The following is a 26,821-nucleotide window of genomic DNA, read 5'->3' as shown; positions in this document are numbered from 1 at the left end:
TGGTCAGTCCGCGCGGCTGAGCGTCTGCAGCACCTCGGTCTTGGGAGCCGCCGGGAGCACGAACCGGAACTCGGTGCCCACCCCCTCCTCGCTGGTCACGTCCATGGAGCCGCCGTGGGCCAGCACGATCGCGCGCGTGATCGTGAGCCCCAGCCCCACCCCCGGCACGGCGTTGCGCGTGGCCGTCGAGGCGCGGAAGAACCGGGTGAAGAGCATGCGCTGCTCGTCCTGCGGGATCCCGACCCCGGTGTCGGCGATGGCGACCTGCACCCCGCCGTCGAGGCGACGCACGGCGGCCGTCACCCGACCCCCGCGGGGGGTGAACTTGATGGCGTTCGAGAGGAGGTTGTCCACCGCCTGCCCGAGGCGTCCGGGATCGACGAGCAGCGGGATCGGCTCGTCGCCGACCTGCAGGTCCAGCTCGATCCCCTCGCGCTGCGCGTGCGGTCCCGCCGAGACCACCGCCGAGCGCACGAGCTCCGCGACGTCGGCCTGGTCCCGTTCCAGGGGGAACCGCCCCGACTCCACCTGCGCCGTGAAGAGCAGGTCGCCGACGAGGTTCAGCAGCCGCTTCGCGTTGCGCTCGATGATGCCGACGAACTCCTGCTGATCCTCCGTGAGCGGCTGACCGGGATCGTTCTGCAGCAGGTCGAGGAAGCCGATGATCGCGCTCAGCGGCGTCCGCAGCTCATGGGAGATCATCCCCACGAACTCGTCCTTCATGCGCGCGACCTCGACGGCTCTCGTCTCATCGGTGAGCACGAACAGGTACCCCTGCTGCGCGCCGGACGGATCCTTGTGCGGCGTCACGGTCACCCGGGCGGGTACCGTCGTGCCGCCCGCGGTCCTGACCTCGATGTCGCCGTCGACCGTGTTCCCTGCGTCCGCCTGGGCGAAGAGCTCGCAGAGGCCCTCCGGCACGTCCGCGCGCTCGTCGGGCACACCGGGCACGCGCGGTGCCCCCGCATCCCCTTCGCGCGCGACGGTGTCCTCGGCCAGCATCGCCAATGCCGACGACGAGAAGAAGCGATCGACCCGCACGTCGTCGAGAGCCTCGTCGTGAGAGAGCCCGAGCAGGCGGACGGCCCCGGGGTTCCACGCCGTGACGCGCCCCTCGCGATCGGTGCCGATCACGGCCTGCGCGGTGATCGACGCCCACAGGCCCTCGAACGAGTCGAGAAGCACGCGGTACTCGTGCTCCTTCTGTCGCAGCTGCACGATCATCGAGACGTTCTCGGACAGCGCCTTGGTCCGCTCCGTGACCAGCTCCTCCGCCTGCTGCACCCGCAGGCGCTGCTGCCGGGAGAGCTCGTTCACCACGGCCGCGACGGCCGCGAAGACGAGAGGGCCGACGACGCCGCGGAGCCACACGACCGCGTTCGTCGGCGGTTCGATGACGTAGGGGATCAGCAGCGCGAGCGACGTGAACGCGCCGACGACGAAGACCCAGCGGATGCCGGGCGCCGCCGCGATCCAGATCACGGGGAGCAGCACGAGCGAGCTGAAGAGCGAGGCCGCGCCTCCCGTCCCCGCGCGGAAGAGCCCCAGTCCCAGGATGTCGACCATCGGGACCAGGAGCACGATCCAGCCCTCCCGGATGTGCAACGCGCTGAGCACTCCGGCGTGGAGCGTCGCGACGAGGACGATCGCGAGGCCGGCCAGCGCGAGGGCGATATCGGTGAACGGCAGGCTGGGGATGGCCCAGGTCATCACGCCTGCGGTCGCGGCGGCGACGAGCGTCGGGAGCTGTTTGATGATCGGGTTCGGGTTGTCGATGACCCGGTACCAGCGGTTCTCGGCGCGCTCCAGCGGTGTCGCCCTCATCGCGGGACCCGTTCCACGGCGCGATGCAGGTCGGCTCCGGTGATCGGCTTCGGCAAGGCCGCGTCCGCGGGCGGGTACTCGGTGACGTCCAGCACCGAGCTGACGATGAGGAAGCACTCCGGATAGCGTTCGTGGATCAGGCGGCAGCAGGCCTGCCCGGAGATGCCGGGGAGCAGCAGGTCCAGGACGGCGACCTGGGGGTCGATGTCCGGGAAGGCGGCGATGGCAGACTCCGCATCGGGCGCGACGAACACGTCGAAGCCCTCCCGGTCGAGGTACCGCCCCAGGAGGGTCGCCTGGTCCGGAGCGTCCTCGACGACCAGGGCGAGCGGCCGTCCGGTCATCGCAGGAGCAGCTCTCGGACGACGACGATCACGACCACGACGGCGAGGGAGAGGAGCGCCTGCGGGATGAGGCGGCGCTCCTTCCGGGCGTCGGCCGCGATCTCCTCCACCTCGGCGTCGTGCGATGGTGCGTCGGTCATGAGTCGACCCGTCCGATCTTCTCGGTCTTGATCCAGGAGGCGTCCGCGCGGCGCCACTCCTTGAGGTACGAGTCGGCGGTGATCGCGCACAGCAGCGATCCGTACCCGCAGACGTAGAGCAGCAGGCCCGCGAAGAAGCGTCCGGCCGGAAGCGGCTCGACCGCCCGCGCGAGCCAGATGCCGAGCATCGACACCGGCCCCCAGAGGGCGAACGCCATCAGCCACAGCACCCGCGTCTGCTCCGTCGACTCCTGCCCCGCCGCGCCGATCAGGCCGTCCAGGGCCCAGGGGAACAGCGCCAGGGCCATGAGGATCAGCGCCCCGAGCCCCGGGAACATGATCGCCTCGCGCCAGGACTGCCGCCCGATGCGCGGATCGAGCTGGACGGAGTAGAGCATCGAGAAGATGTAGATGGCCGCCGCGGCGATCCACATGAACCGGAACACGAACTCCGCGACGTCGCTGTGCAGGAGCAGGAGGACGATCATCGCGGTGGCGGCGAGGAGCAGGAGCGCCGGCATCAGCAGGATCGTGAACCAGGCCAGCCCGAAGGGGATGCTGCCCAGGTTGTGGTCGCGACTCGGCCGGAACCAGAGCCTCTTGTAGATCGAGGTGAGCTGCACGTTGCCGCGCGCCCAGCGCAGCCGCTGCTTCCAGAGACTGTCGATCGTCCGCGGCTCCTCGGCGAGCACCACGGCGTGCGGCTCGAAGACCATCCGGCGGCCGTGGAGCTGACTCTCGAAGGTCGTCATGGTGTCCTCGGCGAGCGTGCCCGTCGGGATGCGTCCGCCGATCGACTCGAGGTTCGCGCGGGAATGCAGCTGGGCGCCCCCGGCGAGGCAGGCGATCGCTCCCCCGACGTTCTGCGTACGCCGTGCCGAGAGCTGGCCGATGACGTACTCGATCGCGATGAACCGGGTGAGGTAGTTGCGGTCCCTGCTGCCCTCCGCGATGTAGGCCGTGACGGCCCCGACCTCCTCGTCCGCGAGGTGCCGGGTGAGCTTGCGCAGGGAGTTGCGCGCGAAGATCACGTCGGCGTCCATGATGAGCACCGCCTCGGTCCACGGGTCGGCGAGCACGACGTCGAGGCCGTGGTTCAGCGTGTGCGCCTTGCCCTCGCCACCCTTCTCGCGTCGCAGATGGACGACCCGCCCCGGATAGGTCGCCGCCTTCTGCTGCACGATGGCCGGGGTGTCGTCCGTGGAGGCGTCGTCGACGACGAAGACACGGAGGCGCTCGGCGGGGTACTCGAGCTGGAGCAGCCGCTCGATCGCGGGGCCGATGACCAGGCCCTCGTTCCATGCCGGGATGACCACGGCCACGTTCGGGTGGTACGGGGCGGCCTTGCCGTAGTGATTGCGGAAGGCGTGCAGCGGCAGCATGAGGAACTGCAGACCGGTGTTGACGACCGGCAGCGTGCCGATCAGCACGCAGAGGAGGAGGATGACGACGACGACCGTCTCGATCCAGGTCAGTTCGGGCATCAGCGTCCTTCCGTCCCGGTGAGCAGCGGGACGATGCGGGCGTACCGGCCGACGTCTGCGGCCACGTGGCTGTCGGTGGAGGCCACGATGCCGGCGCCCGCGCGCTCCAGGGCGTTCAGCGCCTCCGCGCCGGGGCACACCCACTTCTCGTTGACCTCGACGAGCGTGTCCGTCTCGGCGGCGGCTCGCGCCCACGCGTCGAGGCGCTCGCCCCCGAGTTCCTCCTCCGCGAGACCGATCTTCGGCAGGATCGAGAAGCAATGCGCGAGCTGGTTGCCGGGGTGCCGGCGCATGGTGGCGATCACGGCGTCCACGAACTGGTCGAGGACATCGGCCGGCGCCCAGCCGGACGCGATGCGCTCGCGCACGGCGGTGGGTCCGAGCGGGCCGTCCGCACCGGGGAACTGATGATCGGCGATGAGGATCCGGTCGATGCCCGCCGGAAGCGCCGGGATGTCGAGCGCGCCCGAGGCGTCGAGGATCTTCGCCTCCACTCCGGTGAGCACCGTCAGCCCGTCCGGGACGGACAGGCCGCGGACGGCGGCGAGGTACTCCGGCACCCAGGTCGTGGTCTGCCGCACGTGATCGACGAGACGGACGGTGTCGAGACCGACGGCCGCAGCCGCGGCGACGTTCTCCTCCAGGGTGGAGACCGCGTCGTCGGAGAACGTGGAGTGGACGTGGTGGTCTCCGCGCAGGGCGGGATGACTCACAGCTCCTCCTGGTGACCGGCGTGCGCCGACACGAGCACGTCGTCGACCTCGACGATCACGTCCTCCAGGAAGCGCACGGAGGCGACCTCACGGAAGGGCACCTGCACCGGGATCTCCCGGCCGAGGAAGAGGTCGGCGACGAGCGACGGGATGTCGACCCCGGCGGCGATCGTCAGCGGGAGCGCCCCGGGGAAGCGCGGGTTGACCTCGAGCAGCACGGCCCGCCCGTCCCGGTCCCGACGGAGCTGCACGTTGGCGACCCCCACGAGGCCGATCGCCCGCGCGATGGCGGCGGCGGTCTCCTCGAGCTCGGGGTCGCGGAGGGTGCGGCCGGCGATCGCGACGCCGGAGTCCACACGGGCGCGGGTGCGCGGGACCGCCGCGACCACGCCCCCGGAGGCGTCGGCGATCACATCGACCGAGTACTCCTCGCCAGGGAGGAAGTCCTGCACGATCAGCCCCTCATCGGCGGGGAGGGCGGCGAGCGCCTCCGCGTCGGGGACGAGGCGTACGCCGCGGCTGCCCGCTCCCTGCCGGGGCTTGGCGAACACGGGGAACTCCCACGCGACCTCCGCCGCGTCCGGACCGGCGAGCACGGTGCGCGGCACACGACCGGTCGGCGCGCAGCGCTCCGCGAGGGCGAGCTTGTCGAGGGCGGTGCGCAGCGTGTCGGCGGGCGGCGCGGCGAGGACCGCGGGGGCCAGCTCGTCCCGGCGGTCTGCGAGCGCGATCAGCTCCACGTCGACGGTGGAGATCACCAGGTCGAGACCGTCCTCCGCGACCATCCGCGCGATCGCCGGCACGAAGTCCGCGTCGCGCCCCGGGGGAACCAGACGGCGCTGCGTCGGCGGGACGAGGTAGATGCCGCTCGCCCAGCCGTCCATGTCCGCTGCGAAGACCGTCAGATCGGACCGTCGCAGCAGGGAGCGGATCACGGCGACGCCGGCGGGGCCCCCTGCTCCGGTGACCAGTACGCGCTTCGTCATCAGCTCTCCCGTCGGGTCAGTTCATGGGCGCCGATGAACTCGGCGGTCTCGCGCACGACCTCCAGCGGCTCGACGGCCACGCCGCCGCCGAACCGCGACCAGTAGCGGGCGGTGGCCGTGACGAACTCCGGCGCGAGGTACTCCCGGTTCGCGGCGGCCTGGGACTGGAAGCACTCCAGGAGCCGCAGCTTGTCACCCAGGAAGCGGTCGATGCGGACGAAGCGCGTGGGCCGGTAGTCGATGGTCGCGGAGGGGCTCTGGTAGCACGCGACCGTGCCGACGCGGCGCGTCGCGACGATCGTCGCCTCGTTCACCGCACGGTGATCCTGGTGGCGGTCATGGTGCGAGTGCGTGTAGACGATGGTCGGCTGGATCTCCTGCACGACCTCCTCGATGAGGCGGACGGTCGACCCGCCGCCGGAGATCTCGGTGTCGACGAGGTCTTTCACGAACAGCCGAGCACCCACCTGCTCGGCGGCGGCGAGCGACTCGTGCTGGCGGCTGTCCGCATCACCGCCGCGCGCTCCGCGGGAGAGCGTGAGGATGGTGATGCGATCGCCGGCCGCCGCATGGGCTGCGAGGATGCCGCCGACGCCGATCTCGACGTCGTCGGGGTGCGCTCCGATCGCGAGGACGACCTCACCGGTCTTCGCCTCCGCCGTCCGACGCCGTGACTCCTCGACGAGCCGGGTGACCGACTCCACGAGCCGGGCGTTGTCGAGCGGCTTCGTGAGGAACTCGTCGGCCTGCGCCCGGAGCGCGGACACCGCGTACTCGACCGAGACGTGCGCCGTCATGACGATGACCGGCACGGTCGGCATGAGGCGGCGCAGCTCCGCGAGCAGCTCCAGACCACTGAGTCCCGGCATCTCGATATCGGTGACGACGACATCGGGCTTCACCGCCGCGGCCTTCTCGAGCGCCGAGCGCCCGTCGTCCGCGAGATCGACGACGCAGCCCGCACGCCGCTCCAGGACGGTCTTCACGAGAAGGGCGACGTCGTGGTCATCGTCGACGACGAGGATGCGAGGGGGGACCTCAGCCATGTACAGCTCTCCTTGGGGAGATTCCCTGCCGAGGGGATTCGGCGGTACGACCGCGGTGCCTTCATCACCGGGCCGCAGGGAAAGTCGAGCGGGGTACGTCGATTCTGGCACAGGGCTCCGCCCCCGGCCCGCAGCGCTTCAGCCCGCGCGCGCCGCCCGCTTCTCCTCCTGGTAGAGCCGGATCGCCTCGTACCGCTCCGCCGATCGCGCCCGCCTCTTCGCCGCCTGCTCCTCGCGGTTCTTAGGCGGCGCCGAGGTCACGAGATCATCGAGCAGCCGCCGCGTGGCGACTTCGATCTCGGCCACCGCGCGATCGAAGACCGCACGGTTCGCCCGCGACGGCGCCGTCGTCCCGGAGATCTTGCGGACGAACTGGAGCGCAGCCTCGCGGCACTCCTCGTCGGTGGCCGCGGGCTCGAGGTTGTTCAGAGGCACGATGTTTCGGCACATACCGGCACCGTACGCGCGGCCCGTGGGCTGCGAAAGGGGGATGGCATGCCCGTCCCTCCGTCGCTACGCTCTGGGCTACGACCGGAACCGAGGAGAGATCATGACCGACGCCCCGCCGCCCGACGCCCCGCCGCCCTACAACCCGCCGCCGCCCAGCAGCACGCCGTCGCCGTACCCCGCCGCCGCCGCTCCCCCGCCCGGCGCCCCGTACGCGCAGGACGTGCCGACATCACCCCCGGGGCGGGTGCTGTCGATCATCGGCCTCGTGCTGGCGTTCCTGCTGCCGCCGGTCGGCCTCATCCTCAGCATCATCGCCGCCGTGCAACTCGGCAAGGCGAAGGCCCCCAAGGGCATCGCGATCGCCGGCATCATCGTCGGCGCCGTCCTGACGATCTTTGCGATCATCGGCATCATCCTGCTGGCGACCGTGCTGGCAGGCGTCATCGGGACGTGCGCCGAACTCGGCCCCGGCGTCTGGGACGTCGGCGGTGTCACCTATCGCTGCGGCTGACCGCACCGCGAACGACGAGGGGCCGGATGCAGCGCATCCGGCCCCTCGTGCATCCCTCTGCGGGAGTCGCGGTCACTTCTTGTAGTTGGGCGCCTCGACGACGATCTGCACGTCGTGCGGGTGCGACTCCTTGAGCCCGGCCGAGGTGATGCGCACGAACTTGCCGCGCTGCTTGAGCTCCTCGATGGTGCGGGCGCCGACGTAGAACATCGACTGCCGCAGGCCGCCGACGAGCTGGTAGGCGACGGCCGAGAGCGGGCCGCGGTAGGGGACCTGGCCCTCGATGCCCTCCGGGATCAGCTTGTCGTCGCTGGGCACGTCGGCCTGGAAGTAGCGGTCCTTCGAATAGGAGGTCTGCTTGCCGCGCGTCTGCATGGCGCCGAGCGAGCCCATGCCGCGGTACTGCTTGAACTGCTTGCCCGACTGGAAGACAATCTCGCCCGGCGACTCGTCGGTGCCTGCGAGCAGCGAGCCGAGCATCACGGCATCGGCACCGGCGACGAGCGCCTTCGCGATGTCGCCCGAGTACTGCAGGCCGCCGTCGGCGATCACCGGGACGCCCGCCGGACGAGCCGCGAGCGATGCCTCGTAGACGGCCGTGACCTGCGGCACGCCCACACCGGCGACCACGCGGGTGGTGCAGATCGAGCCGGGACCCACGCCCACCTTGACCGCGTCCACGCCCGCGTCCACGAGCGCCTGCGCGCCTTCGCGGGTGGCGACGTTGCCGCCGATGACGTCGATGTGCGCGAACGACTCGTCGGCCTTGAGGCGCTTGACGAGGTCGATCACGCCCTGCGACTGCCCGTTGGCGGTGTCCACGACCAGCACGTCCACCCCGGCGTCGCGGAGGGCCTCGGCGCGCTCCCACGCGTCGCCGAAGAAGCCGATCGCCGCGCCCACCCGCAGGCGACCCTGGTCATCCTTGGTGGCGAGCGGATACTTCTCGCTCTTGTCGAAGTCCTTGATGGTGATGAGGCCGGCGAGCTTGCCATCCTCGTCGATGAGGGGCAGCTTCTCGACGCGGTGCTTCGCGAACAGCGCGATGACCTCGCCGGCCGCGACGCCGACGGGGGCGGTGACGAGGTTCTCCCTCGTCATGACGTCCTTGACGAACGTGCTCTGGCGCTCGAAGCCGGAGACGAAGCGCATGTCGCGGTTCGTGATGATGCCCACCAGACGACCCTCGTCGTCCACGACCGGGAGGCCGGAGATCCGGTACTTGGCGCACAGCGCGTCGACTTCCTCGACCGTCGCGTCCTGCGTCGTGGTGATGGGGTCGGTGATCATGCCGGACTCGCTGCGCTTCACGCGGTCGACGTGTGCGGCCTGGTCGGCGATCGAGAGGTTGCGGTGCAGGATGCCGATGCCGCCCTCCCGGGCCATGGCGATCGCCATGCGGGACTCGGTCACCGTGTCCATCGCGCTGGAGAGCAGCGGCGTCGCGACGGAGATCCGTCGGGTGATCCGGGACGACGTGTCAGCCTCACTGGGGATGACGTCGGTGTGCCCGGGGAGCAGCAGCACGTCATCGTAGGTCAGTCCGACGAAGCCGAAGGGATCGTGCTGGTCCATGGAATCTCCTCCTGCGCGAGTGGCGCGGATCCGGGTGCGAATGGGGGGGGTCGACGTCGGCCGGTGCGCGGGCGTGACCCGTATGGAGATTCTAAGCGAGACACGCCCGAGAACATTCCCAGGACCCTGTCGTTACCGGACCGTTGGCCCGGACGATAGGTGATTCGCCGATCGCCCATTACGCTCAAGTGCGTCGTCCATCCCCGCGGTTCGACCCGAGCCCGCGGAGACAGCACTCACAGTGGAGGTTGCGTGGGACCCACAGCACTCGCCGGACCGCGAAAGCGCCCTCGGGCCTTCGCCTTCTTCGGAATCCTGATGGCGCTCGCGGCATCACTCCTCCTCCCTCCCGCAGCGGCCTCCGCCGAGACCACGGACGACGGTCAGGAGGTCACCGACTTCTACTTCGCCGGCGTCGTCACCAACGGGGACGAGCCCGTCGAGGGCGTCGTGATGACGATCGAGGGCAACGGCTTCGACGCCGAGACCGAGACGGACGCCGAGGGCAAGTGGCGCCTGTACGTGCCGGAGAAGGAGACGTACACCCTGACGGTCGACGAGTCGACGCTGCCGGACGGTGTGATCGTCGACGCGACGCAACTCCCCGAGGGGATCCAGCCCGTCTCGGGCACGACCGCCTCGTTCGAGCTGGAGTTCGGGCTCACCGGCACGAAGATCGTCAACCTCTTCCTGGGCGAGGGCGAGCGGGTGACCGTCTCCTTCCTCGATCAGCTCCTGTCGCGCATGGTGGGCGGCCTGAACTTCGGGCTGCTGCTCGGGCTCGCCTCGATGGGCGCCGCTCTGATCTACGGCACCACCCGCCTGTCGAACTTCGCCCACGGCGAGATGGTGAGCTGGGGCGCCGTGGTCACGCTCGTCGTCACCTCCTTCTGGCAGCTCCCGCTGTGGGCGGGCATCATCGCCGCGGTCATCGGCGGCGCGGCACTCGGTTGGGCGCTCGACGCCGGCATCTGGAAGCCGCTGCGGCGCCGGGGCCTGGGCGTCGTCCAGCTCATGATCGTCAGCATCGGCCTCTCGCTGGCCCTGCGCTACGGCCTGCAATACATCATCGGCGGCAACACCTACCAGTTGCCCGGCTCCAGCCCGGAGCCGATCCGCCTCGGGCCGATCTCCCTGTCGTACATCGACATGATCGGCATGGCGACGAGCATCATCGTGATCCTCGGCGTCGCGTTCTTCCTCACCCGCACCCGCACCGGCAAGGCGACGAGGGCGATCTCGGACAACCCGCAGCTCGCCGCCGCCTCCGGCATCGACGTGGACAAGGTCATCCGGATCGTCTGGATCCTGGCCGGCACGCTGGCGGCGATCTCCGGCATCCTCTGGGCGTACTTCCGCCCCGGCGTGAAGTGGGACATGGGCATGCAGATGCTGCTGCTGATGTTCTGCGCCATCACGCTCGGCGGGCTCGGCTCCGCGATCGGCGCCCTGATCGGCTCGATCATCGTCGGCCTCGCGGTCGAGGTCTCGACGCTTCTCGGGGTGCCGACCGACCTCAAGTACGCCAGCGCCCTCGTCGCGCTGATCATCATCCTGCTCGTGCGACCGCAGGGCATCCTCGGACGCAAGGAAAGGTTGGGCTGACGCATGGACTTCGGAAGCATCTTCGGCAACACCGCCTCCTACCTGTTCAGCCCGACGACGATCGCCTACGCCCTCGCGGCCACCGGCCTCGCGGTGCACTTCGGCTACACGGGTCTGCTCAACTTCGGCATGGCGGCGTTCATGGCGATCGGCGGCTACGGCTACGCGATCTCGATCCTCACCTTCGGCTTCCCGTGGTGGCTTGGCGTGCTCGTCGGCATCACCGGCGGCGCGCTCTTCGCCCTGCTGCTGGGCATCCCGACGCTGCGGCTGCGCGCCGACTACCTCGCGATCGCGACCATCGCGGCCGCGGAGGTCGTGCGACTGATGTTCGTCACCGAGCTGTTCAAGGACTGGACGAACTCCGCCGGCGGTCTCTCCGGCTACCACCAGAGCTTCCGCGACGCCAACCCGTTCCCGCCGGGCACCTACGGCTTCGGGCCGTGGACCTACAACGCCAACGACCTCTGGGTGCGGGTGTTCGGTCTGCTCACCCTCGCTCTGACGATCCTCGTGGTCTGGGCGCTCATGCGCAGCCCGTGGGGCCGCGTGCTCAAGGGCATCCGCGAGGACGAAGACGCCGTGCGCTCGCTCGGCAAGAACGTCTTCGCCTACAAGATGCAAGCGCTCGTGGTGGGTGGCGTGATCGGTGCGCTGGGCGGAATCGTCTTCGTCCTGCCCTCGGCGGTCATCCCCGGCAGCTACTCGACGTCGCTGACGTTCTTCCTGTGGACGATCCTCCTCCTCGGCGGCGCAGCCACGGTGTTCGGTCCGACGCTCGGCGCCGTGCTCTTCTGGGTGGTGTTCGCCTTCCTCGGCGCGCTCCTGCCCGCGATGGCCACGGCCGGCTACCTGCCCATGACGAGCGCTCAGGCCGACGTCGTGCGCTACATCCTCATCGGCATCGTGCTGATGCTCATCGTCGTGTTCCGCCCGCAGGGCATCCTGGGGAACAAGAGGGAGATGACCTTTGTCAAGTGAGAACGACGCGGCTGTCACGCCCGCGAAGAGCGCTCCTCGCGCCAAGACCACCGGCCTGGCCGCGGGTCCCGCCGCCCCCGGGGTCAAGAAGGTCGACCCGATCCTCGTCGTGGACGCCGTGCAGCGGCGCTTCGGCGGCCTGACCGCGGTCGACGTCGATCACCTCGAGATCCCCCGTGGCGCCATCACGGCGCTCATCGGCCCCAACGGCGCCGGCAAGACCACGCTGTTCAACCTCCTGTGCGGCTTCGACAAGCCCAACAGCGGCACGTGGTCCTACGACGGCAAGAACCTGTCCGGCATCCCGTCGTTCAAGGTCGCCCGCATGGGACAGGTGCGCACCTTCCAGCTCACCAAGTCGCTGTCGCTGCTGACCGTGCTGGAGAACATGAAGCTCGGCGCGAAGGACCAGCGCGGCGAGGGCTTCTGGGCCGGCCTGTTCCCCTTCCTCTGGCGCACGCAGGAGCAGGAGATCGAGCAGCGCGCCCACGAGCTCCTCGTGCGCTTCAAGCTCGACGCCAAGGAGCAGGACTTCGCGGCATCGCTCTCCGGTGGTCAGCGCAAGCTGCTGGAGATGGCCAGGGCCCTCATGAGCGACCCGAGCCTGGTGATGCTGGACGAGCCGATGGCCGGGGTGAACCCCGCCCTCACGCAGTCGCTCCTCGACCACATCCTCGACCTCAAGGACCTCGGGATGACGGTGCTCTTCGTGGAGCACGACATGCACATGGTGCGCCACATCGCCGACTGGGTCGTCGTGATGGCCGAGGGTCGCGTGGTGGCCGAGGGACCACCGGAGACCGTCATGGAGGACCCCGCGGTCGTGGACGCCTACCTGGGCGCCCATCAGGACGTGGACCTCGGCGCCGTCACCGGCCGTCTCCCGGTGATCTCGGACGCCGACGCGGAGCGCATCCGCGAGCAGATCGAGACGGAGGTCGAGGCCGAGGTCGAGGCCGAGGACGCCGCCGAGGAGGACAAGGCATGAGCACCGCGATCCCCGCCGAGGGCACCCCCGCGACCGGCGACATCATCGTCGAGCTGAAGGACGTGCACGCCGGCTACCTGCCGGGAGTGAACATCCTCAACGGCGCGAACCTCGTCGCCCGCCAGGGCGAGCTCATCGGCATCATCGGCCCGAACGGCGCCGGCAAGTCGACGCTCCTCAAGGCGATCTTCGGCATGGTGAACGTCCGCGAGGGCGACATCACCGTGAAGGGCGAGAGCATCGTGGGCCTCAAGGCCGACAAGCTCGTGCGCCGCGGTGTCGCCTTCGTACCGCAGACGAACAACGTCTTCCCGTCGCTCACCATCCAGGAGAACCTGGAGATGGGGCTCTACCAGAACCCGAAGATCTTCGCGGAGCGGCTCGAGTTCGTCAACAGCATCTTCGCGGAGATCGGCAAGCGTCTGAAGCAGCGTGCCGGCTCGCTCTCCGGCGGTGAGCGGCAGATGGTCGCGATGTCGCGCGCGCTCATGATGGACCCGTCCGTGCTGCTGCTCGACGAGCCGTCCGCCGGCCTCTCCCCCGTGCGGCAGGACGACGCCTTCATCCGCGTCTCCGACATCAACAAGGCGGGCGTGACGACGATCATGGTCGAGCAGAACGCCCGGCGGTGCCTGCAGATCTGCGACCGCGGCTACGTGCTCGACCAGGGCAAGGACGCCTACGAGGGCACCGGGCGGGAGCTGCTGAACGACCCGAAGGTCATCGGCCTCTACCTCGGCACCCTGGGGACAGACGCCGCCTGAGATCGGCCTGGGCACGGAAAAGACCCCGGATGCCGAAGCATCCGGGGCCTTCTCCGTTGGTTACTTGATGCGCGAGGTGACGTTCTCGGCGTCGAACTCGTAGACGCCGATCGCCGCACCCTTCGGGTCGTTGTTCTCGTCGAAGGTGATCTCGCCGGAGAGACCGTCGTAGTCCGGCGTGCCGCCGTCGTTGATGATCGCGGCGCAGTCGGCGAAGTTGTCGCACTTCTCGCCGTCGCCGTCACCGCCGGAGACGGTGATCATCTCGGCCGCGATGTCCGGGCCCTCGACCGAGCCGGCCTTCAGCGCCGCCAGGGCGATCAGCACCACGGCGTCGTACGCCTCGGCCGAGTAGGTCACGGCGTCGATCGGGTCGTTGCCCTCGGCCGTCCAGACCTCGTTCAGCTGGTCGAGGAAGTCCTGCGGCAGCTCAGCGCCGGCGCGGGTGCCCTTCGAGCCCTCGAGGCTGACCGGGATGTCGGCACCCCAGTCCTTCAGGTTGCCGTCGACGAGGTACAGCGACCCGGTGTCGACCCCGGCGTTGCCGAGCAGCGGCGCGATGGTGGCGAACTGGTCGTAGGAGACGACCGCGACCGCGTCCGGGTTCGCCGCGGCGATCTCCGAGACCTGCGCGTTGAACTGACCGTCACCCTGGTTGTACGACGCGTCGGCGACGACCTCGCCGCCGGTGCTCTCGAACGTGGCCTTGATCGCCTCGAACAGTCCCGTGCCGTACGGGTCGTTCTGGTAGATGATGCCCAGCGTCTTGTGGCCGTCCTCGGCGATCTCGTTGCCGAGGACCTCACCCTGGAGGTTGTCGCTCGGCGCGGTCCGGAAGTACAGCGGGTTGATGCCCGTGAAGTCCGGCGAGGTGTTCGACGGGGACACCGTGAGGATGTCCGCGCCCGCGTTGCCGTCGAGGATGAGCTTGGTGACGCTGGAGGACGCCGCGCCGATCATGGCGGTGATGTCGTCGTTGCGCAGGTTGTTGATGGAGGTCTCGTAGGCCTTGTTGTCGAGGTCGCCCTCGTCGGCCGTGCTGAGGTCGATCGTGATGCCGGCGTCGGCCTCGTTGATCTGGTTGACGGCGAGCTGGACACCGGCTTCCATCGGCGCGCCCAGGAACGCGAGCGTACCGGTGGCCGGCAGCAGCGAACCGAGCTTGAGCGTCAGGTCGGCGGCCGGCTTGTCGCCACCCCCGTCCGACGGCTCCGCGTTCGGCGTGCTGCTGCAGCCCGCGATGATGAGGGCGGAAGCGCTGACCAGCGCGATCCCGGCGAAGATCCTCGCGCTGCGCGAGCCCTTCAGTGCGTTCATGATGCTCCCTTGCGTAAACGAACGTGGATGGTGACCACAGTCGGGTGCTCTAACACTAGGGCGTGCGCCCCGCGCGCAGGAGGGGCAAGTATCTCGGTGCGTTAACGATCCAGGACCGTCGATTCCGGGCGTGGACAGGCGGGATCAGAGCGCTGCGGCGGGGGTGTCCCGGCGGCCGCGCCGCGCGGCGAGGAGCAGGTCGACGATGAAGACCGCGATCGCGATCCACACCAGGACGAACCCGATCCAGCGCTCCGGCGGCATCGGCTCACGGAGCACGGCGACCCCGATCAGGAACTGCAGGACGGGGGTGAGGAACTGCAGCATGCCGATCACGGCGAGGTCGACCCGACGCGTGCCGGCTGCGAAGAGCAGCAGGGGGACGGCTGTGGCCACACCCGCGAATGCCAGCAGCACGGCGTGCGACCAGCCCGCCGTCCCCATCGTCAGCCCGACGGGCGTCGTCGCCACGATCACGAGCTGCACCACCGCGATGGGGATCAGCCAGAACGACTCGAGCGTCAGCCCGCTGACCGCGTCGACGGCGGGGCCGATCTTCTTCTTGATGAGCCCGTACAGGCCGAAGGAGGCCGTCAGCGTCAGGGCGATCCAGGGGACGTGGCCGTACGCCACGACGATGACGACCACCGCGGCGGCCGCGATGCCGACGGCCACCCACTGCAGCCGACGGAGGCGCTCCTTGAGCACCAGGAAGCCGAGCAGCACGGTCGTGATCGGGTTGATGAAGTAGCCGAGCGCCGTCTCCACGACGTTCCCGCTCAGCGTGCCGAGGACGAACACCTGCCAGTTGACGTAGATGAGCAAGCCGGCCAGGGCCGTCCACCCCAGCAGTCGCGGGCTCCGGACGATCGCGAGGAGGGCGGGCCATCCCCTCGTGACGGTGAGCAGCAGGAGACAGAAGACGAAGGAGAGCAGCACCCGCCAGGCGACGACCTCCCACGGACCGGTCGGCTGCAGCAGGAGGAAGTAGAGCGGCAGGAAACCCCACAGCAGGTAGGCGCTCCCGGCGTACGCGATGCCCGCCGTCTGGGTGGCGCGGGTCGTCTCGGGGGTCACCGCACAACCCTATGCCCGCGAGGACCAGGGCCGCGCCGCTCCGGAAGCCGACGAGGGCCCGGATGCCGAAGCATCCGGGCCCTCGTCGAACCGGGTGGTGCGATCAGCGGACGACGACCGCCAGGACGTCGCGAGCCGACAGGACGAGGAACTCGTCTGCACCGAACTTCACCTCGGTGCCGCCGTACTTGCTGTAGAGCACGCGGTCGCCGACGGCGACGTCGAGCGGGACGCGGTTGCCGTTGTCGTCGATACGGCCGGGGCCGACCGCCACGACCTCGCCCTCCTGGGGCTTCTCCTTGGCGGTGTCGGGGATGACCAGGCCACTCGCGGTGGTCTGCTCGGCCTCGACCTGCTTGATGACGATGCGGTCCTCGAGCGGCTTGATGGAAACCGACACGGTCTACCTCTTCTTTCTTGACGCTGACACGAAAGACTCGTTCGCACTCTCAACCCGAGAGTGCTAATGCCAGTGTAGGCGGTCGGCTGGCACTCATGCAATGCGAGTGCCAACCCGGGTCGGAGCGGCGAGCGCGCCGTAGGCTGGGAGGGTGGAGATGTCCGAGCTGCGCGCCCTGCTGACCCCCGCCGGCCTGGAGCTGCTCGATGCGCTCGGGCCGGTCACCTCCACCGCGGAGGCCGCAGCCGCCGTCTCCCGGCTGCGCGCCGCGGGCCACTCCCCCGACCTCGTCTCCGCCGTGGTCGGACAAGCGCACCTGCGCGCGAAGGCCGCGGCGAAGTTCGGCCCGTTCGCCGCCCGCATGCTCTTCACCCGCGCCGGCCTCGAGCAGGCCACCCGTTTGGGCGTCGCCGCTCGCCACGCCCAGCGGATCCGCCGGGCCGGCCTCACGAGTGTCGCGGATCTCGGCTGCGGCATCGGCGGCGACGCCCTCGCATTCGCCGGCGCGGGGCTGGCGGTGCACGCGGTGGACGCCGACGAGGTGACCGCGGCCCTCGCCGCCTACAACCTCGCCCCGTTCGGCGACGACGCCACGGTGCGCCACGCGACCGCGGAGGAGGCCCTCGGAGAACAGGTCCCCGGCCGGGCGATCTGGATGGATCCCGCGCGCCGCACCTCCGGGCACAGCGAGACCCGGCGCGTCTCCGCCGACGACTACTCGCCGTCCCTCGACTGGGCGTTCGCCGTCGCCGCGCAGCGCCCCACCGGGATCAAGCTCGGCCCGGCCCACGACCGCGGCGCCCTGCCCACGGACGCGGAGACGCAGTGGGTCAGCGCCGAGGGGAGCGTCGTCGAGCTCGTGGTGTGGTCGCGCGAGCTGGCGAGGGACGGGGTCCGGCGCTCCGCCCTCGTCATCCGCGGCGAGCGCTCGCACGAGCTCACCGGCGCCGCAGACGCCGAGGACGCTCCCGTCCGTGCGCTCGGGGCCTTCCTCCACGAGCCGGACGGCGCCGTCATCCGGGCCCGTCTCATCGGCGACGTCGCCCGCAGCCTCGACGCGGGGATGCTCGATCCGCGCATCGCGTACCTGACCTCCGACGCCGCCCTGACGAGCCCGTTCGTGCAGTCGTTCCGCGTCCGGGAGACGCTGCCGATCACGCCGAAGACGATCAACGCGGCCCTGAAGACCCACGGCATCGGCCGCATCGAGATCAAGAAGCGCGGGGTGGACGTCGATCCCGCGGCCTTCCGGCGCAAGCTGACCCTCCGAGGCGATGCCGAGGCGACCCTGATCCTCGCGCGATTCGGCGATCAGCGACGCGCGATCCTCGCCGACCGGGTGCCCGCCGCGGACTGAGGATGGTCAGTCCTCCGACTCCCGGCCCGGGATGTCGACACGTATCGGATCCCCGGGCGGCCCGGTGGTCACCAGGTACGACTCGCCCGTCGCCTCGTCGACCACGGCGGGGCCCGAGGTCACGGTGAGATAGGGCGTCTGCCATCGCGTGAAGTCGACCTCGATCACGGACGCCGACAGCAGCTCCCCGGTCTCCTGGTCGACGTCGAGCAGCTGCACGCGGAGCCCGGACTGCACGGCCTCGTCGACCGTGGCGCACTGGCGCGAGCCGTCGGCGTCGACGATCAGGCAGCGTTCGGCGGCCCCGCTCTCCGCACGGCGCTCGCCGAGCCAGACCGGCTGCTCGCGGAAGGATCCGAGGACGGAGAGGTTGAGGTCGTAGCCATCGCCGACGAGCTCCTCCGCCCTCGCCCGCTCCGCCTCACCGAACTGGGCGACGAGCGTCGAGCCGCCTCCCCAGCGCTGGATGCTCACCATCGGCTCGTCCGCGGTGGAGAAGAGCATGACCGCCGTCACGCCCTCGAAGGAGAAGGAGTCCTCCTCGTCGTCCGCTGCGGAGGTCGGCACGGGGAGCGAGGCGTACAGGCCCGGCCCCACCTCCTCCTCCGCCAGACAGGTCGACTGGGAGTCCTTGTCGACGTCGAGGATCAGACACCGGCTGGCCCCGTCGTCCTGCGTGGCGAACCAGGCGAGCGCGCCCTCCGCCTCCGCCACCGGACGCACGGAGCCGGGGTCGTAGCCCTCACCGGCGAGCGCGATCCGCCGCTCCTCTTGCGCCTCCGTCAGCGGAAACGCGTCCGGCCGCGGGGCGAACAGCGCCCACCCGGCTCCCACGCCGATCGCGAGGAGAGCCGCCGACGCCACGAGCACCGGCACGAGACCGCGGCGGTTCGCAGCCCGCGCCTCCGTCCGGGAGACGTCGTCCGGGGCGGCCGGAGGGGTGTCCTCCGCGGCCGGCACGTTCTCCGGCGCCCGGCGAGCGGTCACGTCCTCCGGCGGGTCGTCGCCCACGGATGACGACTCCGTCCGCTCGTCCTGCGTGAAAGGGGTCCGGCGACGATGCCCCTCCTGAAGCTCCTGAAGCCGACGGGCCGCTGCGGCGTCGAGCCCGCCGTCGCGGCCGTACGCCGCGCGCTCCAGCGCCCGGCGCTCCGCTGCCGCGGCGTCCTCTCCGTCAGTCTCCGACCGCACCGGCGTCGCTCCCCTCGCGGATGATCGTGAAGGACGGCACGCGCGCGCTGGTCGGCAGCTCGTACGTCGTCACCTGCCCGGTCGTCGTGTCCGTCACCTGCAGCCGCAGCCGCCCGTCGTGCTCCGCCAGCGTCTCGGTCTCCTCGCAGGCCATCGGAGCGTCGGCCGTCGATCCGTCGTAGACGAGACAATGCCGCCCCGAATCCTGCGCGGAGGCCGTCCAGATGGGGACATCGTCGTCGTACCCGACGACCCAGATGGAGTTCGGGTCGAACCCTTCCTCGACCAGACGCGCGGCCGCGCGGGTCTCCGCCTCGTTCGCGTACGTGATCCCGCCGCCGTCACCGATCCCGTACTCCGAGACGTCGACGCTCACCGCCGGTTCGCCGTCGGGTGTGAGGATCAGCTGAGCCATGATCTGGCGCGCGTAGTCGTCGTCGCGCTGCGTGGTCACCTCGCCCCACAGGCCTTCCTCCTGCACGGTCTCGCGCCGATTGCAGCTCGGCGTCGTGCTCTCCGCCGACCGGAGGACCAGGCAGATGCTCGCGCCACCGTTCTGCGTCGCCGTCCAGACCACCGCGTCGTCCTCCGTGGCGAGCGCGCGCACCGAGCCGGCGTCGTACCGTCCGGACGCGACGAGCTCGGACTGCCACTGCTGCTGTACCGCGCTCAGGGCGACAGCGGCTCCGCCGGTCCGGCCGAAGGCCAACCAGCCGATGCCGACGCCGAGCAGCAGCACCACGACCGCGGCGAGCACACGTGTCCCGAGGAGACGGCCCCGCCCTGCCCGGAGAGTCGGAGAGTCGGTCCGGGCGGTCGCGACCTCCTCGGATTCCTCTTCCGGCATCGCGGGATCGCCGCCCGGGGTCGGAGGTCCGTCGTCGTGCGGACCGGACGACAACCCGGAGGACGGCGGAGGGCCGGGTGGCCGGGACTCCTGGACGGGACCGGTCGCCAAGGGGGCCGCAGGGGGACCCACGGGCCGTGTCCGCCGGGAATCCTCGAGCGCGCGCAGACGGGCGGCCTCCGCGGCGCTCAGCTCCCCGCCGGGCCCGTACGCCTTGCGCTGCAGGGCCCTGCGCTCCTCGACGTCGTCGTCGTCCGCTCCGGCCATCGCGCCTAGCCCAGCCTCTCGAACTGCATGCCCGCCCAGACCAGCCATCCCAGGCTGTACACGGTCGCGCACAGACCCAGCACGAGCGCCCAGCGCGCGATCGCGCGGTTCTCGACGGGGCGGCGCAGCGACATGATCGCGGCGATCACGGCGACGACCGCGACCGGGATCCCCCACCCCACGAAGAACGATGCGCCGAGAGCGACGATCGCCGCCAGTAGCGCCCACGGCGCCAGCCGAGTGTCGTCCACGGGCACCGGCTCGGACGCCGGTTCCCAGGCGTCCTCCTCCCCGTGGTCGAGGTCGGGCCCGCTGACGACCACCGGCTCGATGCCCACCGGACCCGTCGGGAGCTTCGTGTACCCCTCCCGCGGGGCCCCGGGAAGGCGCGCCGTCCCTGCCGGACGTTCGACCTGCCCGCTCGCGCGCTCGACCCGCGCACGGGGCATGGCCCCGTCCGGCTCCGGTCCGCGCGCGAGCCCGCTCACGCCGGCACCGCCTCCGCGACCTGGATCTCGGTGACCGGCAGCGTCGAGTCGGCGCCGAAGCCGAGCGTCGAGGCGGGGCGCCCCGACGCGATGAGCTCAGCGGCGAGCGCGGCGATCATGGCACCGTTGTCCGTGCAGAGCGACAGCGGCGGGATGCGCACGGTGACGCCGGCCTCGGCGGCCCTGGCCAGCGCCACCTCGCGGAGCCGACGGTTCGCGATCACACCACCGCCCAGGAGCAGCCGCGGCACCCCGAGGTCCGCGCAGGCGTTGAGCGCCTTGGTGACGAGAACGTCGACGACGGCCTCCCGGAAGCTGGCGGCGACGTCGGCGATCGGCAGCTCGCGCGCGTCGGCGCCCGCGGCGGCGTTCTCCGCCTCGAAGCGCTCGACCCAGCGGGCGACAGCGGTCTTCAGCCCGGAGAAGGAGAAGTCGTAGCGATGCTTCGCGAGGTCGGAGGCACGGGAGAGCCCGCGCGGGAAGCGGATCGCGTCCGGGTCTCCGCCGACCGCCGCCCGGTCGATCTCGGGGCCGCCGGGATACGGCAGCGACAGCAGCCGGGCGACCTTGTCGAAGGCCTCGCCTGCAGCGTCGTCCACGGTCTCGCCGAGCAGCTCGACATCGGTCGTGAGGTCGCGCACGTGGAGCAGGGAGGTGTGGCCGCCGGAGACCAGCAGCGCGATCGTCGGGTACTCCAGCGGCGCCGCCTCCGGGGTGAGGATGTCGGCGGCGATGTGGCCGACGAGGTGGTTGACCGCGTACAGCGGCTTGTCGAGGGCGACCGCGAGTCCCTTCGCCGCCCCCACACCGACCATGAGCGCTCCCGCGAGGCCCGGGCCGCTCGTCACGGCCACCGCATCGAGGTCGGCGAGGCGGACGTCGGCCTCGGCGAGAGCGGCGTCGATGGCCGGCTGCAGCGCTTCGAGGTGCGCGCGGGCCGCGACCTCCGGCACGACGCCCCCGTACCGGGCGTGCTCGTCCATGCTGGAGGCGATCGTGTTGGACAGCAGCGTGCGGCCCCGCACGATGCCGATGCCGGTCTCGTCGCAGCTCGTCTCGATGCCGAGCACCAGGGGCTCACTCATGCGGTCGCCTCCTCCGGCGTATCGGCGGGCGCCGGATGGCGGCGCAGGTCCAGACGCATCACGATCGCGTCGACGTCGTCCGGCTGATAGTAACGGGGGCGCCTGCCGATCTCCTCGAAGCCCTCCGTGCGATACAGCCCCTCGGCCGCCGGGTTGTCGGCGCGCACCTCGAGGAACACCTCGTGCGCGCCCCGTGCCGCGGCCGTCCGCAGCAGGGCACGCAGCAGAGCGCGCCCGCGTCCCTGTCCTCGGACCTCGGTGAGGAGGGCGATGGTCTGGATGTCGGCGTCCGCGCCGCCCTGCAGGGCCCTGACCCCGCCGTAGCCGACGATCACCCCGCCCTGCTCGTCGACGAGGTAGCGGCCGTGCGGGCTCGCCAGCTCGCCCGCCATGGTCTCCCGACTCCACGCGTCGGTCGGGAACGAGCGCTGCTCGATGGCCATGATCGCGTCGAGGTCGTCCGGCCGCGCGTCCCGGAGCGTCATGCGCCCACCTTCTTCGGGGCACCGGGCAGGGTGACGTCCGGGTGCCGCAGGTAGAGCGGCTCCTCGCCGGCGAGGGTCCGGCCGGCGGCGAGCGCCCGCGCCCCCACCCGGGCGAGGTCGACCGCGGACAGCGTCGTCACGTCCACCCGGCGGAGGCCCGCGAGATGCTCGTCGGCGTCGGCGGCCCGCACGAGGACCGTGTCGGCGATCGTGCGCGGGATCCCGTCCTCGTCCAGCCCGTCGAAGACGGTGACGGCGACCTCGCGACGGCGGGCGTCGGTGACGACGGCGAACGGGCCGGTCACGGTGGCCTGGATCGTGAGCGCTGCCGCCATGTGGCTCGGGACCGGGACGACCGGGACACCGCGGCCGAGGGCGAACGCCCGCGCGGTCGCGATGCCGATCCGCAGCCCGGTGAACGGGCCCGGGCCCATTCCGGCCACGACGTGCGCGATGCCATCGGACCCGCTCTCCCGGAGCACGTCGCGCACCAGGTCGCCGATCACCTCGGCGTGGCCCAGCGGATCGGCGGTACCGGCCTCGGCACGACGCGTCCCGTCCGGGTCGATGAGGGCGACGGCGGTGCCAAGGGAGGTGTCGACGGCGAGGATCACCTCTCCAGGGTAGTCGTCACCCCGCCCGTCACGCCCGGTCCCCGGCACCCGCGCAGGTCAGCCCAGCGGCGCCCGCACGGGGTAGTCCTGACCTTCGAGGATGACCTGCGTCGCCGCTCCCGTCGCCCGGTTCACGACGACCGGCGCCAGCAGGTTGACGCTGACGCCCTCGGCGGCGGGGTGGGCGACCACGAGCACGAAGGCGTCGTCCGCCGAGGCGAGCGCGAGGTCGGTGACCTGCGCATCCGTGAGGATCGGCGCGTACTCCGTGAGGACGGTGTTCGGGTCGACCAGGTAGAGCCGCAGGGCCTCGTCCTCGACCGCCCGCATGGCGAAGAGCCCGTCCGCACCATCGACGGGCGCGAGGGCGAAGTCCACGTGCGGAGCCAGCCCGGGCGGCGGGGCCGTGAAGGTGAGCGCGGCGGTCATCGCAGGAAGTCCATCAGCGATGGCTGCAGCACGCGCGCGTTCACGGCGAGCGCCGAGCGGTAGACGAGCTCCTGCGCCTGCAGGCGGATGAGCACCTCGACCGAGTCGACGTCCTCGACCGCGGCACGGCGGGACTCGAGGGACACGGAATTCTGCACTGTCGCCTCCTTGGCGCGTTCGATCTGAGCCTGCCTGGTGCCGACCGCGCCCTGCACGCCCAGCATCGCCGTGCGGCGGTCGTCGATCTCCGCGAGCCGTGGTCCCACGTTGGTGCCGGAGCGGAGGTCGGCGACGATGCGGTCGACGAGAGCGAACACCGAGTCGTCGCCGGTACCGAACACCGCCGCCCCGTCGGTGTCGACGCGGACGGCCGCCGCGTCGGACACACGGCGGGTGACCTCGGAGCCGGCGACGCCGCTGTACGAGTAGTCGGCGGCGAAGGCCGCGGTGTCCGAGGTCCCGGCGAACACGGACCGTCCGAGCAGCCGAGTGTTGGCCTGTGAGAGCAGCTCGTCGCGAATGCCCTCCAGCTCCACCGCGAGGGCCTCCTTCGCCGCGGCGTCCAGCGCCCCGTCGTTCGCACCCTGCGCGGTGAGGTCCCGCACCCGCGAGAGCAGCGAGGTGCTGGAGGTGATCGCCGTGTCGGCCGCGGTCACCCACGCCAGGCCGTCGTCGATGTTGCGCGCGTACTGCTCGGTGCGCCGCTGCTCGGCATGCAGGGCGAGGGCGGCAGCCGCCGCCGCCGGATCGTCCGAGGGGGCGGCGAACGCCTTCTGCGACGTCGCCTGCTCCTGCAGCCGGGCGAGCTCGGAGAGGTTGGACTGCAGCTGGCGCATCGCCGTCTGCGTCATGGTGGTCTGGGTCACGCGAGAGATCATGGAGCTTCTCCGATCAGCGTCCGACGACGCCCGTGCGGTTGATGAGGACGTCGAGGGCCTCGTCGACGGCGGTGAGCACGCGGGCCGCCGCCTGATAGGCGGTCTGGTAGGTGAGGAGGCTGATCGTCTCCTCGTCGCCGTCCACGGCCGCGACGGACTGCTGCGCGCCGACGGCACCGACCGCCGCCGCATCCGACACCTTCGCGCGCTGCACGTCGGCCGCGGTGGCCACGCCGAAGCGGGTCACCTGGTCGGTCCACAGCGCATCCGGAGAGGTCGCGCGCTGCCCGATCTGGGAGATGAGGTCGGCGTTCGTCGCGTCCTTGGAGCCCGCGCCGGGCGCGGCGAGGGCCAGGTCGGCCGCCGAGGTGACGGCCACCTGCAGCCCGAGCGCGGCAGAGCCGGTCGCCGGGAGGGTGAAGAAGTCACCACCCGGCTGTCCGGACGCCGTGACACCGGAGCGGTGCTGCGCGTTGAGCGACTCCGCCAGCGCCGTGGCCACCCGGTCGTAGGTGGCGGCGAGCTGCGCCAGCATCCCGCCGTCGGCGGCCGGGGCGAGCACCGCGAGCGAGCCGCCGAGCTCTCCGCCGTCCACCACGAGGGGCAGATCCGGGACCGACTCCCAGACGACCCCGACGCGCGGAGCGCCGTCGATCGTCGCCGAGCCGGTCAGGGCGAGGTGACGGGCGTCCCCGCCGGCGACCAGGGCGTTGCCGCCGAGGCGCACCGTGAGCGTGCCGTCCGTCTCCAGAGTCGCCGTCGCGCCGGCGAGCCGGGCCACGTCCTCCGCGAGCAGGTTGCGGCGGTCGGTGAGTTCGTTGGCCGAACGCCCCGAGGCCAGAGCCTCGCGGATCTCGGTGTTCAGCACCGCGATCTGGTCAGCCGCGGCGTTGACCTGGCTGACGGTGCGCTCCGCGGTCCCTCGAGCGGCCGTCCACTGCGCGGCGACCGTGCGGTAGCCGCCGGAGATGTGGGCGGCGAGCTCCTTCGCCGACTCCAGGATGCTCGCGGCCGCGGCCCCGGAGTCGGGGGTGTTGGCGAGGTCCTGCCAGCCGGCCCAGAAGTTGGTCAACCGGTTGGCGAGGCCCTTGTCCGTCGGCTCCGCGAGCGCCGACTCGGCGGTCGTCGCCGCGAGCGCGCGGGTGGCCCAGTAGCCGGAGGCGCCGAGGGTGTCGCGGACCCGGGCGTCCAGCAACGCGTCACCGAGGCGGGTCACCCCGTCGATGGACACGCCGTGTCCGGGCAGCGCACCCATGCTGAAGCGCCCGGTCTGCGCGACGGCGGCGATGGAGGAGGTCTCGACGCGCTGCCGCGTGTACCCCTCGGTCTTCTGGTTGGCGATGTTCTGCCCGACCACATCCATGCCCCGGCGCGCGGCGGCGAGGCCGCTGGCGGCGGTGGTCAGTCCACTGAAGGTCGACATGAATCCCTCTCGGTCACATCTCGGTGTCGATGATGCGGGCGGCGTCCTCGCGGGCGCGGTCGCCGCGGGTGGTGTACTCGCCGCTCTCCTGGCCGAGAGCGGCGATGGTCTCCTGGGTGGCGCGGAGCACCCCGCTGAGCTGTTCCGCGGCGGCGTCGCGCATCTGCTCGACCTCCGCCGTCAGCTTCACGAGCGCGCGCATGTGGTCGGTGAAGACGTCACCCCAGGCCCCGTCCGGGGCATGCTCGATGAGCTGCCCGATCGTCGCGTCCTGAGGAGCCCCCCACTCCTCGGCGACGCCGGCGACCTCGACGGCCCTGGCCAGGCTCGCGGCGCGCAGGCGGTCGAGCACCTGATCGATCTCCCTGGCCGCGAACTGGATCCAGTGCGACCGGCCGGCGGCGAGCAGCAGCTGTTGCTCGTCGAGCTTGAAAAGCAGCATCTCGAGCAGCTCGCGCTCGCGCCAGAGCTGCATCGATAGTTCGTTGGCTCCCATGATCCCCTTGTCCCCAGCGATCGCCCGCCCCACGCAGGTGCGACCGGCCCGCCTATTAACGGTTCATAAATCTCTATCGGCCATCGCGCCCCTAAGGTTACTATGTGGATTGGCGGCGGTTAGTTATCCCCATGGACATATCTCGGACCTTGTGATATGGACATCTACCCCTCGCCATGAGCTTCCGGAGTGCATCCAGAGAGGTGGATCATCCCCCATGTCGTCGCGCGCTGAGCGCAACCGCCTCGTCGAGGCCAACCTCCCCCTGGTCGGCTACCTCGCTGCAGACACCCATGCTCGGGCTACCCATATCCCCCGCGAAGAACTCGCCGCCGTCGGCGCGCTCGCGCTCGTGACCGCCGCCGACGCCTACGACCCCGCGCTCGGCGTCCCGTTCGGCGCATACGCCCGCCGACGCATCCTCGGCGCCTTCGCCGACGAGATGCGCGCCATGGACTGGGCATCCCGCGGCATCCGCAAGCGCATCAAGGAGACCGTCGCCGTGCGCGACACCCTCACCGCCGCGCTCGGTCGCACGGCGACCGCCACCGAGATCGCCACCGCCATGGGCTCCCCCAAGGAGGCGGTCGTGGAGGCCCTCGCCGACGCTGCGCGCACGGTCGCCCCGCTCGACGACCCCGCCACCCGGGACCTCGTCGCCGACATCCCCCTGCCGGAGGAGTCCGCGCTGGTCGGCGAGCGGCGAGAGGTGCTCGAGCACGCCATCACCGCTCTCCCCGAGCGCATGCGCCGCATCGTCGTGGCCGTCTACGTCGAGGAGCGCCCCGTCAAGGAGATCGCCGAGGAACTCGGCGTCACCCACTCCGCCGTCTCGCAGCAGCGGGCGGAGGCGGTGCGCCTGCTCCGCGACGCCCTGGACCGCTACTTCGCCGAGGGCGGCACGGAGACCACGACCACCACCCGGGTGTCGCCCGCCGCGCGGGATGCGTACTTCGGCCGCATCGCCGAGGCCGCCGGCGTCCGGATCGGCGACGTCTTCCGCGCCGCCGCCCCCGCCTAACGCGATCGGATCCTCCGCCGATAGGTGAGGGCAGG

29 protein-coding genes are annotated in these 26,821 nt (G+C 71.1%); 7 read left to right on the top strand and 22 right to left on the bottom strand.

Annotated elements, in window-relative coordinates; genetic code table 11:
• Nucleotides 1-3: 3 nt before the first annotated feature.
• The 8 genes from WFJ36_RS00220 to WFJ36_RS00185 form a co-directional block, all read right to left on the bottom strand.
• A complete protein-coding gene (locus tag WFJ36_RS00220) occupies nucleotides 4-1,824 on the bottom strand; it encodes a PAS domain-containing sensor histidine kinase (RefSeq protein ID WP_336642401.1) in 1,821 nt (606 codons plus the stop codon).
• Nucleotides 1,821-2,168, bottom strand: a complete 348-nt coding sequence (locus WFJ36_RS00215) for a response regulator (protein WP_071327472.1) — start codon at nucleotides 2,166-2,168, stop codon at nucleotides 1,821-1,823. The genes WFJ36_RS00220 and WFJ36_RS00215 overlap by 4 nt, the downstream gene beginning before the upstream one ends.
• Nucleotides 2,165-2,308: a hypothetical protein gene (locus tag WFJ36_RS00210; RefSeq protein WP_315637392.1), complete on the bottom strand. Its 144-nt coding sequence runs from the start codon at nucleotides 2,306-2,308 to the stop codon at nucleotides 2,165-2,167. The genes WFJ36_RS00215 and WFJ36_RS00210 overlap by 4 nt, the downstream gene beginning before the upstream one ends.
• The gene (locus WFJ36_RS00205; RefSeq protein ID WP_336642400.1) at nucleotides 2,305-3,792 is read right to left on the bottom strand and encodes a glycosyltransferase family 2 protein; all 1,488 of its coding nucleotides are present in this window, start codon (nucleotides 3,790-3,792) and stop codon (nucleotides 2,305-2,307) included. Before WFJ36_RS00205 ends, WFJ36_RS00210 begins: the two co-directional genes overlap by 4 nt.
• A complete protein-coding gene (locus WFJ36_RS00200; RefSeq protein WP_071327474.1) occupies nucleotides 3,792-4,505 on the bottom strand; it encodes a PHP domain-containing protein in 714 nt (237 codons plus the stop codon). The genes WFJ36_RS00205 and WFJ36_RS00200 overlap by 1 nt, the downstream gene beginning before the upstream one ends.
• Complete coding sequence (locus WFJ36_RS00195) at nucleotides 4,502-5,491, bottom strand: ATP-grasp domain-containing protein (protein ID WP_292787143.1); 990 nt, start codon at nucleotides 5,489-5,491, stop codon at nucleotides 4,502-4,504. The genes WFJ36_RS00200 and WFJ36_RS00195 overlap by 4 nt, the downstream gene beginning before the upstream one ends.
• Complete coding sequence (locus WFJ36_RS00190) at nucleotides 5,491-6,537, bottom strand: response regulator (RefSeq protein WP_292787146.1); 1,047 nt, start codon at nucleotides 6,535-6,537, stop codon at nucleotides 5,491-5,493. The genes WFJ36_RS00195 and WFJ36_RS00190 overlap by 1 nt, the downstream gene beginning before the upstream one ends.
• Before the next feature lie 138 nt (nucleotides 6,538-6,675).
• Entirely contained in the window at nucleotides 6,676-6,987 is a 312-nt protein-coding gene (locus tag WFJ36_RS00185) for a DUF2277 domain-containing protein (protein WP_071327477.1), read from the bottom strand.
• 100 nt (nucleotides 6,988-7,087) lie between these two features.
• Between WFJ36_RS00185 and WFJ36_RS00180 the strand changes: the two genes are divergently transcribed.
• The gene (locus tag WFJ36_RS00180; RefSeq protein WP_292787152.1) at nucleotides 7,088-7,498 is read left to right on the top strand and encodes a hypothetical protein; all 411 of its coding nucleotides are present in this window, start codon (nucleotides 7,088-7,090) and stop codon (nucleotides 7,496-7,498) included.
• Between the two features lie 72 nt (nucleotides 7,499-7,570).
• Here the strand turns inward: WFJ36_RS00180 and guaB are convergent, their stop codons facing one another.
• Entirely contained in the window at nucleotides 7,571-9,073 is a 1,503-nt protein-coding gene (gene guaB / locus WFJ36_RS00175) for an IMP dehydrogenase (RefSeq protein WP_025103734.1), read from the bottom strand.
• 318 nt (nucleotides 9,074-9,391) lie between these two features.
• Between guaB and WFJ36_RS00170 the strand changes: the two genes are divergently transcribed.
• The 4 genes from WFJ36_RS00170 to WFJ36_RS00155 are packed head-to-tail and all read left to right on the top strand — an operon-like array spanning nucleotide 9,392 to nucleotide 13,411.
• Nucleotides 9,392-10,678: an ABC transporter permease subunit gene (locus WFJ36_RS00170; RefSeq protein WP_143049241.1), complete on the top strand. Its 1,287-nt coding sequence runs from the start codon at nucleotides 9,392-9,394 to the stop codon at nucleotides 10,676-10,678.
• Between the two features lie 3 nt (nucleotides 10,679-10,681).
• A complete protein-coding gene (locus WFJ36_RS00165; protein WP_025103732.1) occupies nucleotides 10,682-11,659 on the top strand; it encodes a branched-chain amino acid ABC transporter permease in 978 nt (325 codons plus the stop codon).
• On the top strand, nucleotides 11,649-12,647 hold the full coding sequence (locus WFJ36_RS00160) for an ABC transporter ATP-binding protein (RefSeq protein WP_331202371.1): 999 nt from the start codon (nucleotides 11,649-11,651) through the stop codon (nucleotides 12,645-12,647). The genes WFJ36_RS00165 and WFJ36_RS00160 overlap by 11 nt, the downstream gene beginning before the upstream one ends.
• Nucleotides 12,644-13,411, top strand: a complete 768-nt coding sequence (locus tag WFJ36_RS00155) for an ABC transporter ATP-binding protein (protein ID WP_071327480.1) — start codon at nucleotides 12,644-12,646, stop codon at nucleotides 13,409-13,411. The genes WFJ36_RS00160 and WFJ36_RS00155 overlap by 4 nt, the downstream gene beginning before the upstream one ends.
• Nucleotides 13,412-13,471: 60 nt before the next feature.
• Here the strand turns inward: WFJ36_RS00155 and WFJ36_RS00150 are convergent, their stop codons facing one another.
• The 3 genes from WFJ36_RS00150 to groES all read right to left on the bottom strand — a co-directional run bounded on the left by WFJ36_RS00150 (nucleotide 13,472) and on the right by groES (nucleotide 16,205).
• The gene (locus WFJ36_RS00150) at nucleotides 13,472-14,728 is read right to left on the bottom strand and encodes an ABC transporter substrate-binding protein (RefSeq protein WP_071327481.1); all 1,257 of its coding nucleotides are present in this window, start codon (nucleotides 14,726-14,728) and stop codon (nucleotides 13,472-13,474) included.
• Between the two features lie 144 nt (nucleotides 14,729-14,872).
• Entirely contained in the window at nucleotides 14,873-15,805 is a 933-nt protein-coding gene (rarD, locus tag WFJ36_RS00145) for an EamA family transporter RarD (RefSeq protein ID WP_336642399.1), read from the bottom strand.
• Nucleotides 15,806-15,908: 103 nt separating this feature from the next.
• A complete protein-coding gene (gene groES / locus WFJ36_RS00140) occupies nucleotides 15,909-16,205 on the bottom strand; it encodes a co-chaperone GroES (protein WP_017203655.1) in 297 nt (98 codons plus the stop codon).
• A 151-nt stretch (nucleotides 16,206-16,356) separates the two neighbouring features.
• On the opposite strand from groES, the gene WFJ36_RS00135 reads away from it, so the two are divergent.
• Nucleotides 16,357-17,562: a THUMP-like domain-containing protein gene (locus WFJ36_RS00135; protein WP_071327483.1), complete on the top strand. Its 1,206-nt coding sequence runs from the start codon at nucleotides 16,357-16,359 to the stop codon at nucleotides 17,560-17,562.
• Nucleotides 17,563-17,568: 6 nt separating this feature from the next.
• Here the strand turns inward: WFJ36_RS00135 and WFJ36_RS00130 are convergent, their stop codons facing one another.
• The 10 genes from WFJ36_RS00130 to flgN are packed head-to-tail and all read right to left on the bottom strand — an operon-like array spanning nucleotide 17,569 to nucleotide 25,765.
• Nucleotides 17,569-18,753, bottom strand: coding sequence for a hypothetical protein (locus WFJ36_RS00130; RefSeq protein ID WP_071327484.1), 1,185 nt, complete (start codon nucleotides 18,751-18,753; stop codon nucleotides 17,569-17,571).
• Complete coding sequence (locus WFJ36_RS00125; RefSeq protein WP_336642398.1) at nucleotides 18,737-19,867, bottom strand: hypothetical protein; 1,131 nt, start codon at nucleotides 19,865-19,867, stop codon at nucleotides 18,737-18,739. The genes WFJ36_RS00130 and WFJ36_RS00125 overlap by 17 nt, the downstream gene beginning before the upstream one ends.
• A 5-nt stretch (nucleotides 19,868-19,872) precedes the next feature.
• Nucleotides 19,873-20,355 (bottom strand): hypothetical protein, encoded by a 483-nt coding sequence (locus tag WFJ36_RS00120; RefSeq protein ID WP_256209335.1) that lies wholly within the window; start codon nucleotides 20,353-20,355, stop codon nucleotides 19,873-19,875.
• Nucleotides 20,352-21,440 (bottom strand): tRNA (adenosine(37)-N6)-threonylcarbamoyltransferase complex transferase subunit TsaD, encoded by a 1,089-nt coding sequence (tsaD, locus tag WFJ36_RS00115; RefSeq protein ID WP_071327486.1) that lies wholly within the window; start codon nucleotides 21,438-21,440, stop codon nucleotides 20,352-20,354. Before tsaD ends, WFJ36_RS00120 begins: the two co-directional genes overlap by 4 nt.
• A complete protein-coding gene (rimI, locus tag WFJ36_RS00110) occupies nucleotides 21,437-21,925 on the bottom strand; it encodes a ribosomal protein S18-alanine N-acetyltransferase (RefSeq protein ID WP_336642397.1) in 489 nt (162 codons plus the stop codon). Before rimI ends, tsaD begins: the two co-directional genes overlap by 4 nt.
• Entirely contained in the window at nucleotides 21,922-22,539 is a 618-nt protein-coding gene (gene tsaB / locus WFJ36_RS00105) for a tRNA (adenosine(37)-N6)-threonylcarbamoyltransferase complex dimerization subunit type 1 TsaB (protein WP_336642396.1), read from the bottom strand. Before tsaB ends, rimI begins: the two co-directional genes overlap by 4 nt.
• Nucleotides 22,540-22,596: 57 nt before the next feature.
• Entirely contained in the window at nucleotides 22,597-22,968 is a 372-nt protein-coding gene (locus WFJ36_RS00100; RefSeq protein WP_071327489.1) for a flagellar assembly protein FliW, read from the bottom strand.
• Entirely contained in the window at nucleotides 22,965-23,846 is an 882-nt protein-coding gene (gene flgL, locus WFJ36_RS00095) for a flagellar hook-associated protein FlgL (protein WP_336642395.1), read from the bottom strand. Before flgL ends, WFJ36_RS00100 begins: the two co-directional genes overlap by 4 nt.
• 13 nt (nucleotides 23,847-23,859) lie before the next feature.
• Entirely contained in the window at nucleotides 23,860-25,269 is a 1,410-nt protein-coding gene (gene flgK, locus WFJ36_RS00090; protein WP_292787185.1) for a flagellar hook-associated protein FlgK, read from the bottom strand.
• A 13-nt stretch (nucleotides 25,270-25,282) separates the two neighbouring features.
• Nucleotides 25,283-25,765 carry a flagellar export chaperone FlgN gene (gene flgN / locus WFJ36_RS00085; RefSeq protein WP_025104341.1) on the bottom strand — a complete coding sequence of 161 codons (483 nt, stop codon included), beginning with the start codon at nucleotides 25,763-25,765 and terminating at the stop codon, nucleotides 25,283-25,285.
• Between the two features lie 217 nt (nucleotides 25,766-25,982).
• On the opposite strand from flgN, the gene WFJ36_RS00080 reads away from it, so the two are divergent.
• A complete protein-coding gene (locus WFJ36_RS00080; RefSeq protein ID WP_060923201.1) occupies nucleotides 25,983-26,786 on the top strand; it encodes a sigma-70 family RNA polymerase sigma factor in 804 nt (267 codons plus the stop codon).
• The last annotated feature ends 35 nt before the right edge of the window (nucleotides 26,787-26,821 follow it).

The organism is Microbacterium sp. MMO-113 (assembly GCF_037148555.1).
In the GTDB taxonomy this organism is placed as follows: domain Bacteria; phylum Actinomycetota; class Actinomycetes; order Actinomycetales; family Microbacteriaceae; genus Microbacterium.
Note: the sequence above shows the minus strand (reverse complement) of the source record. Positions and strands in the feature narration are given on the sequence as shown.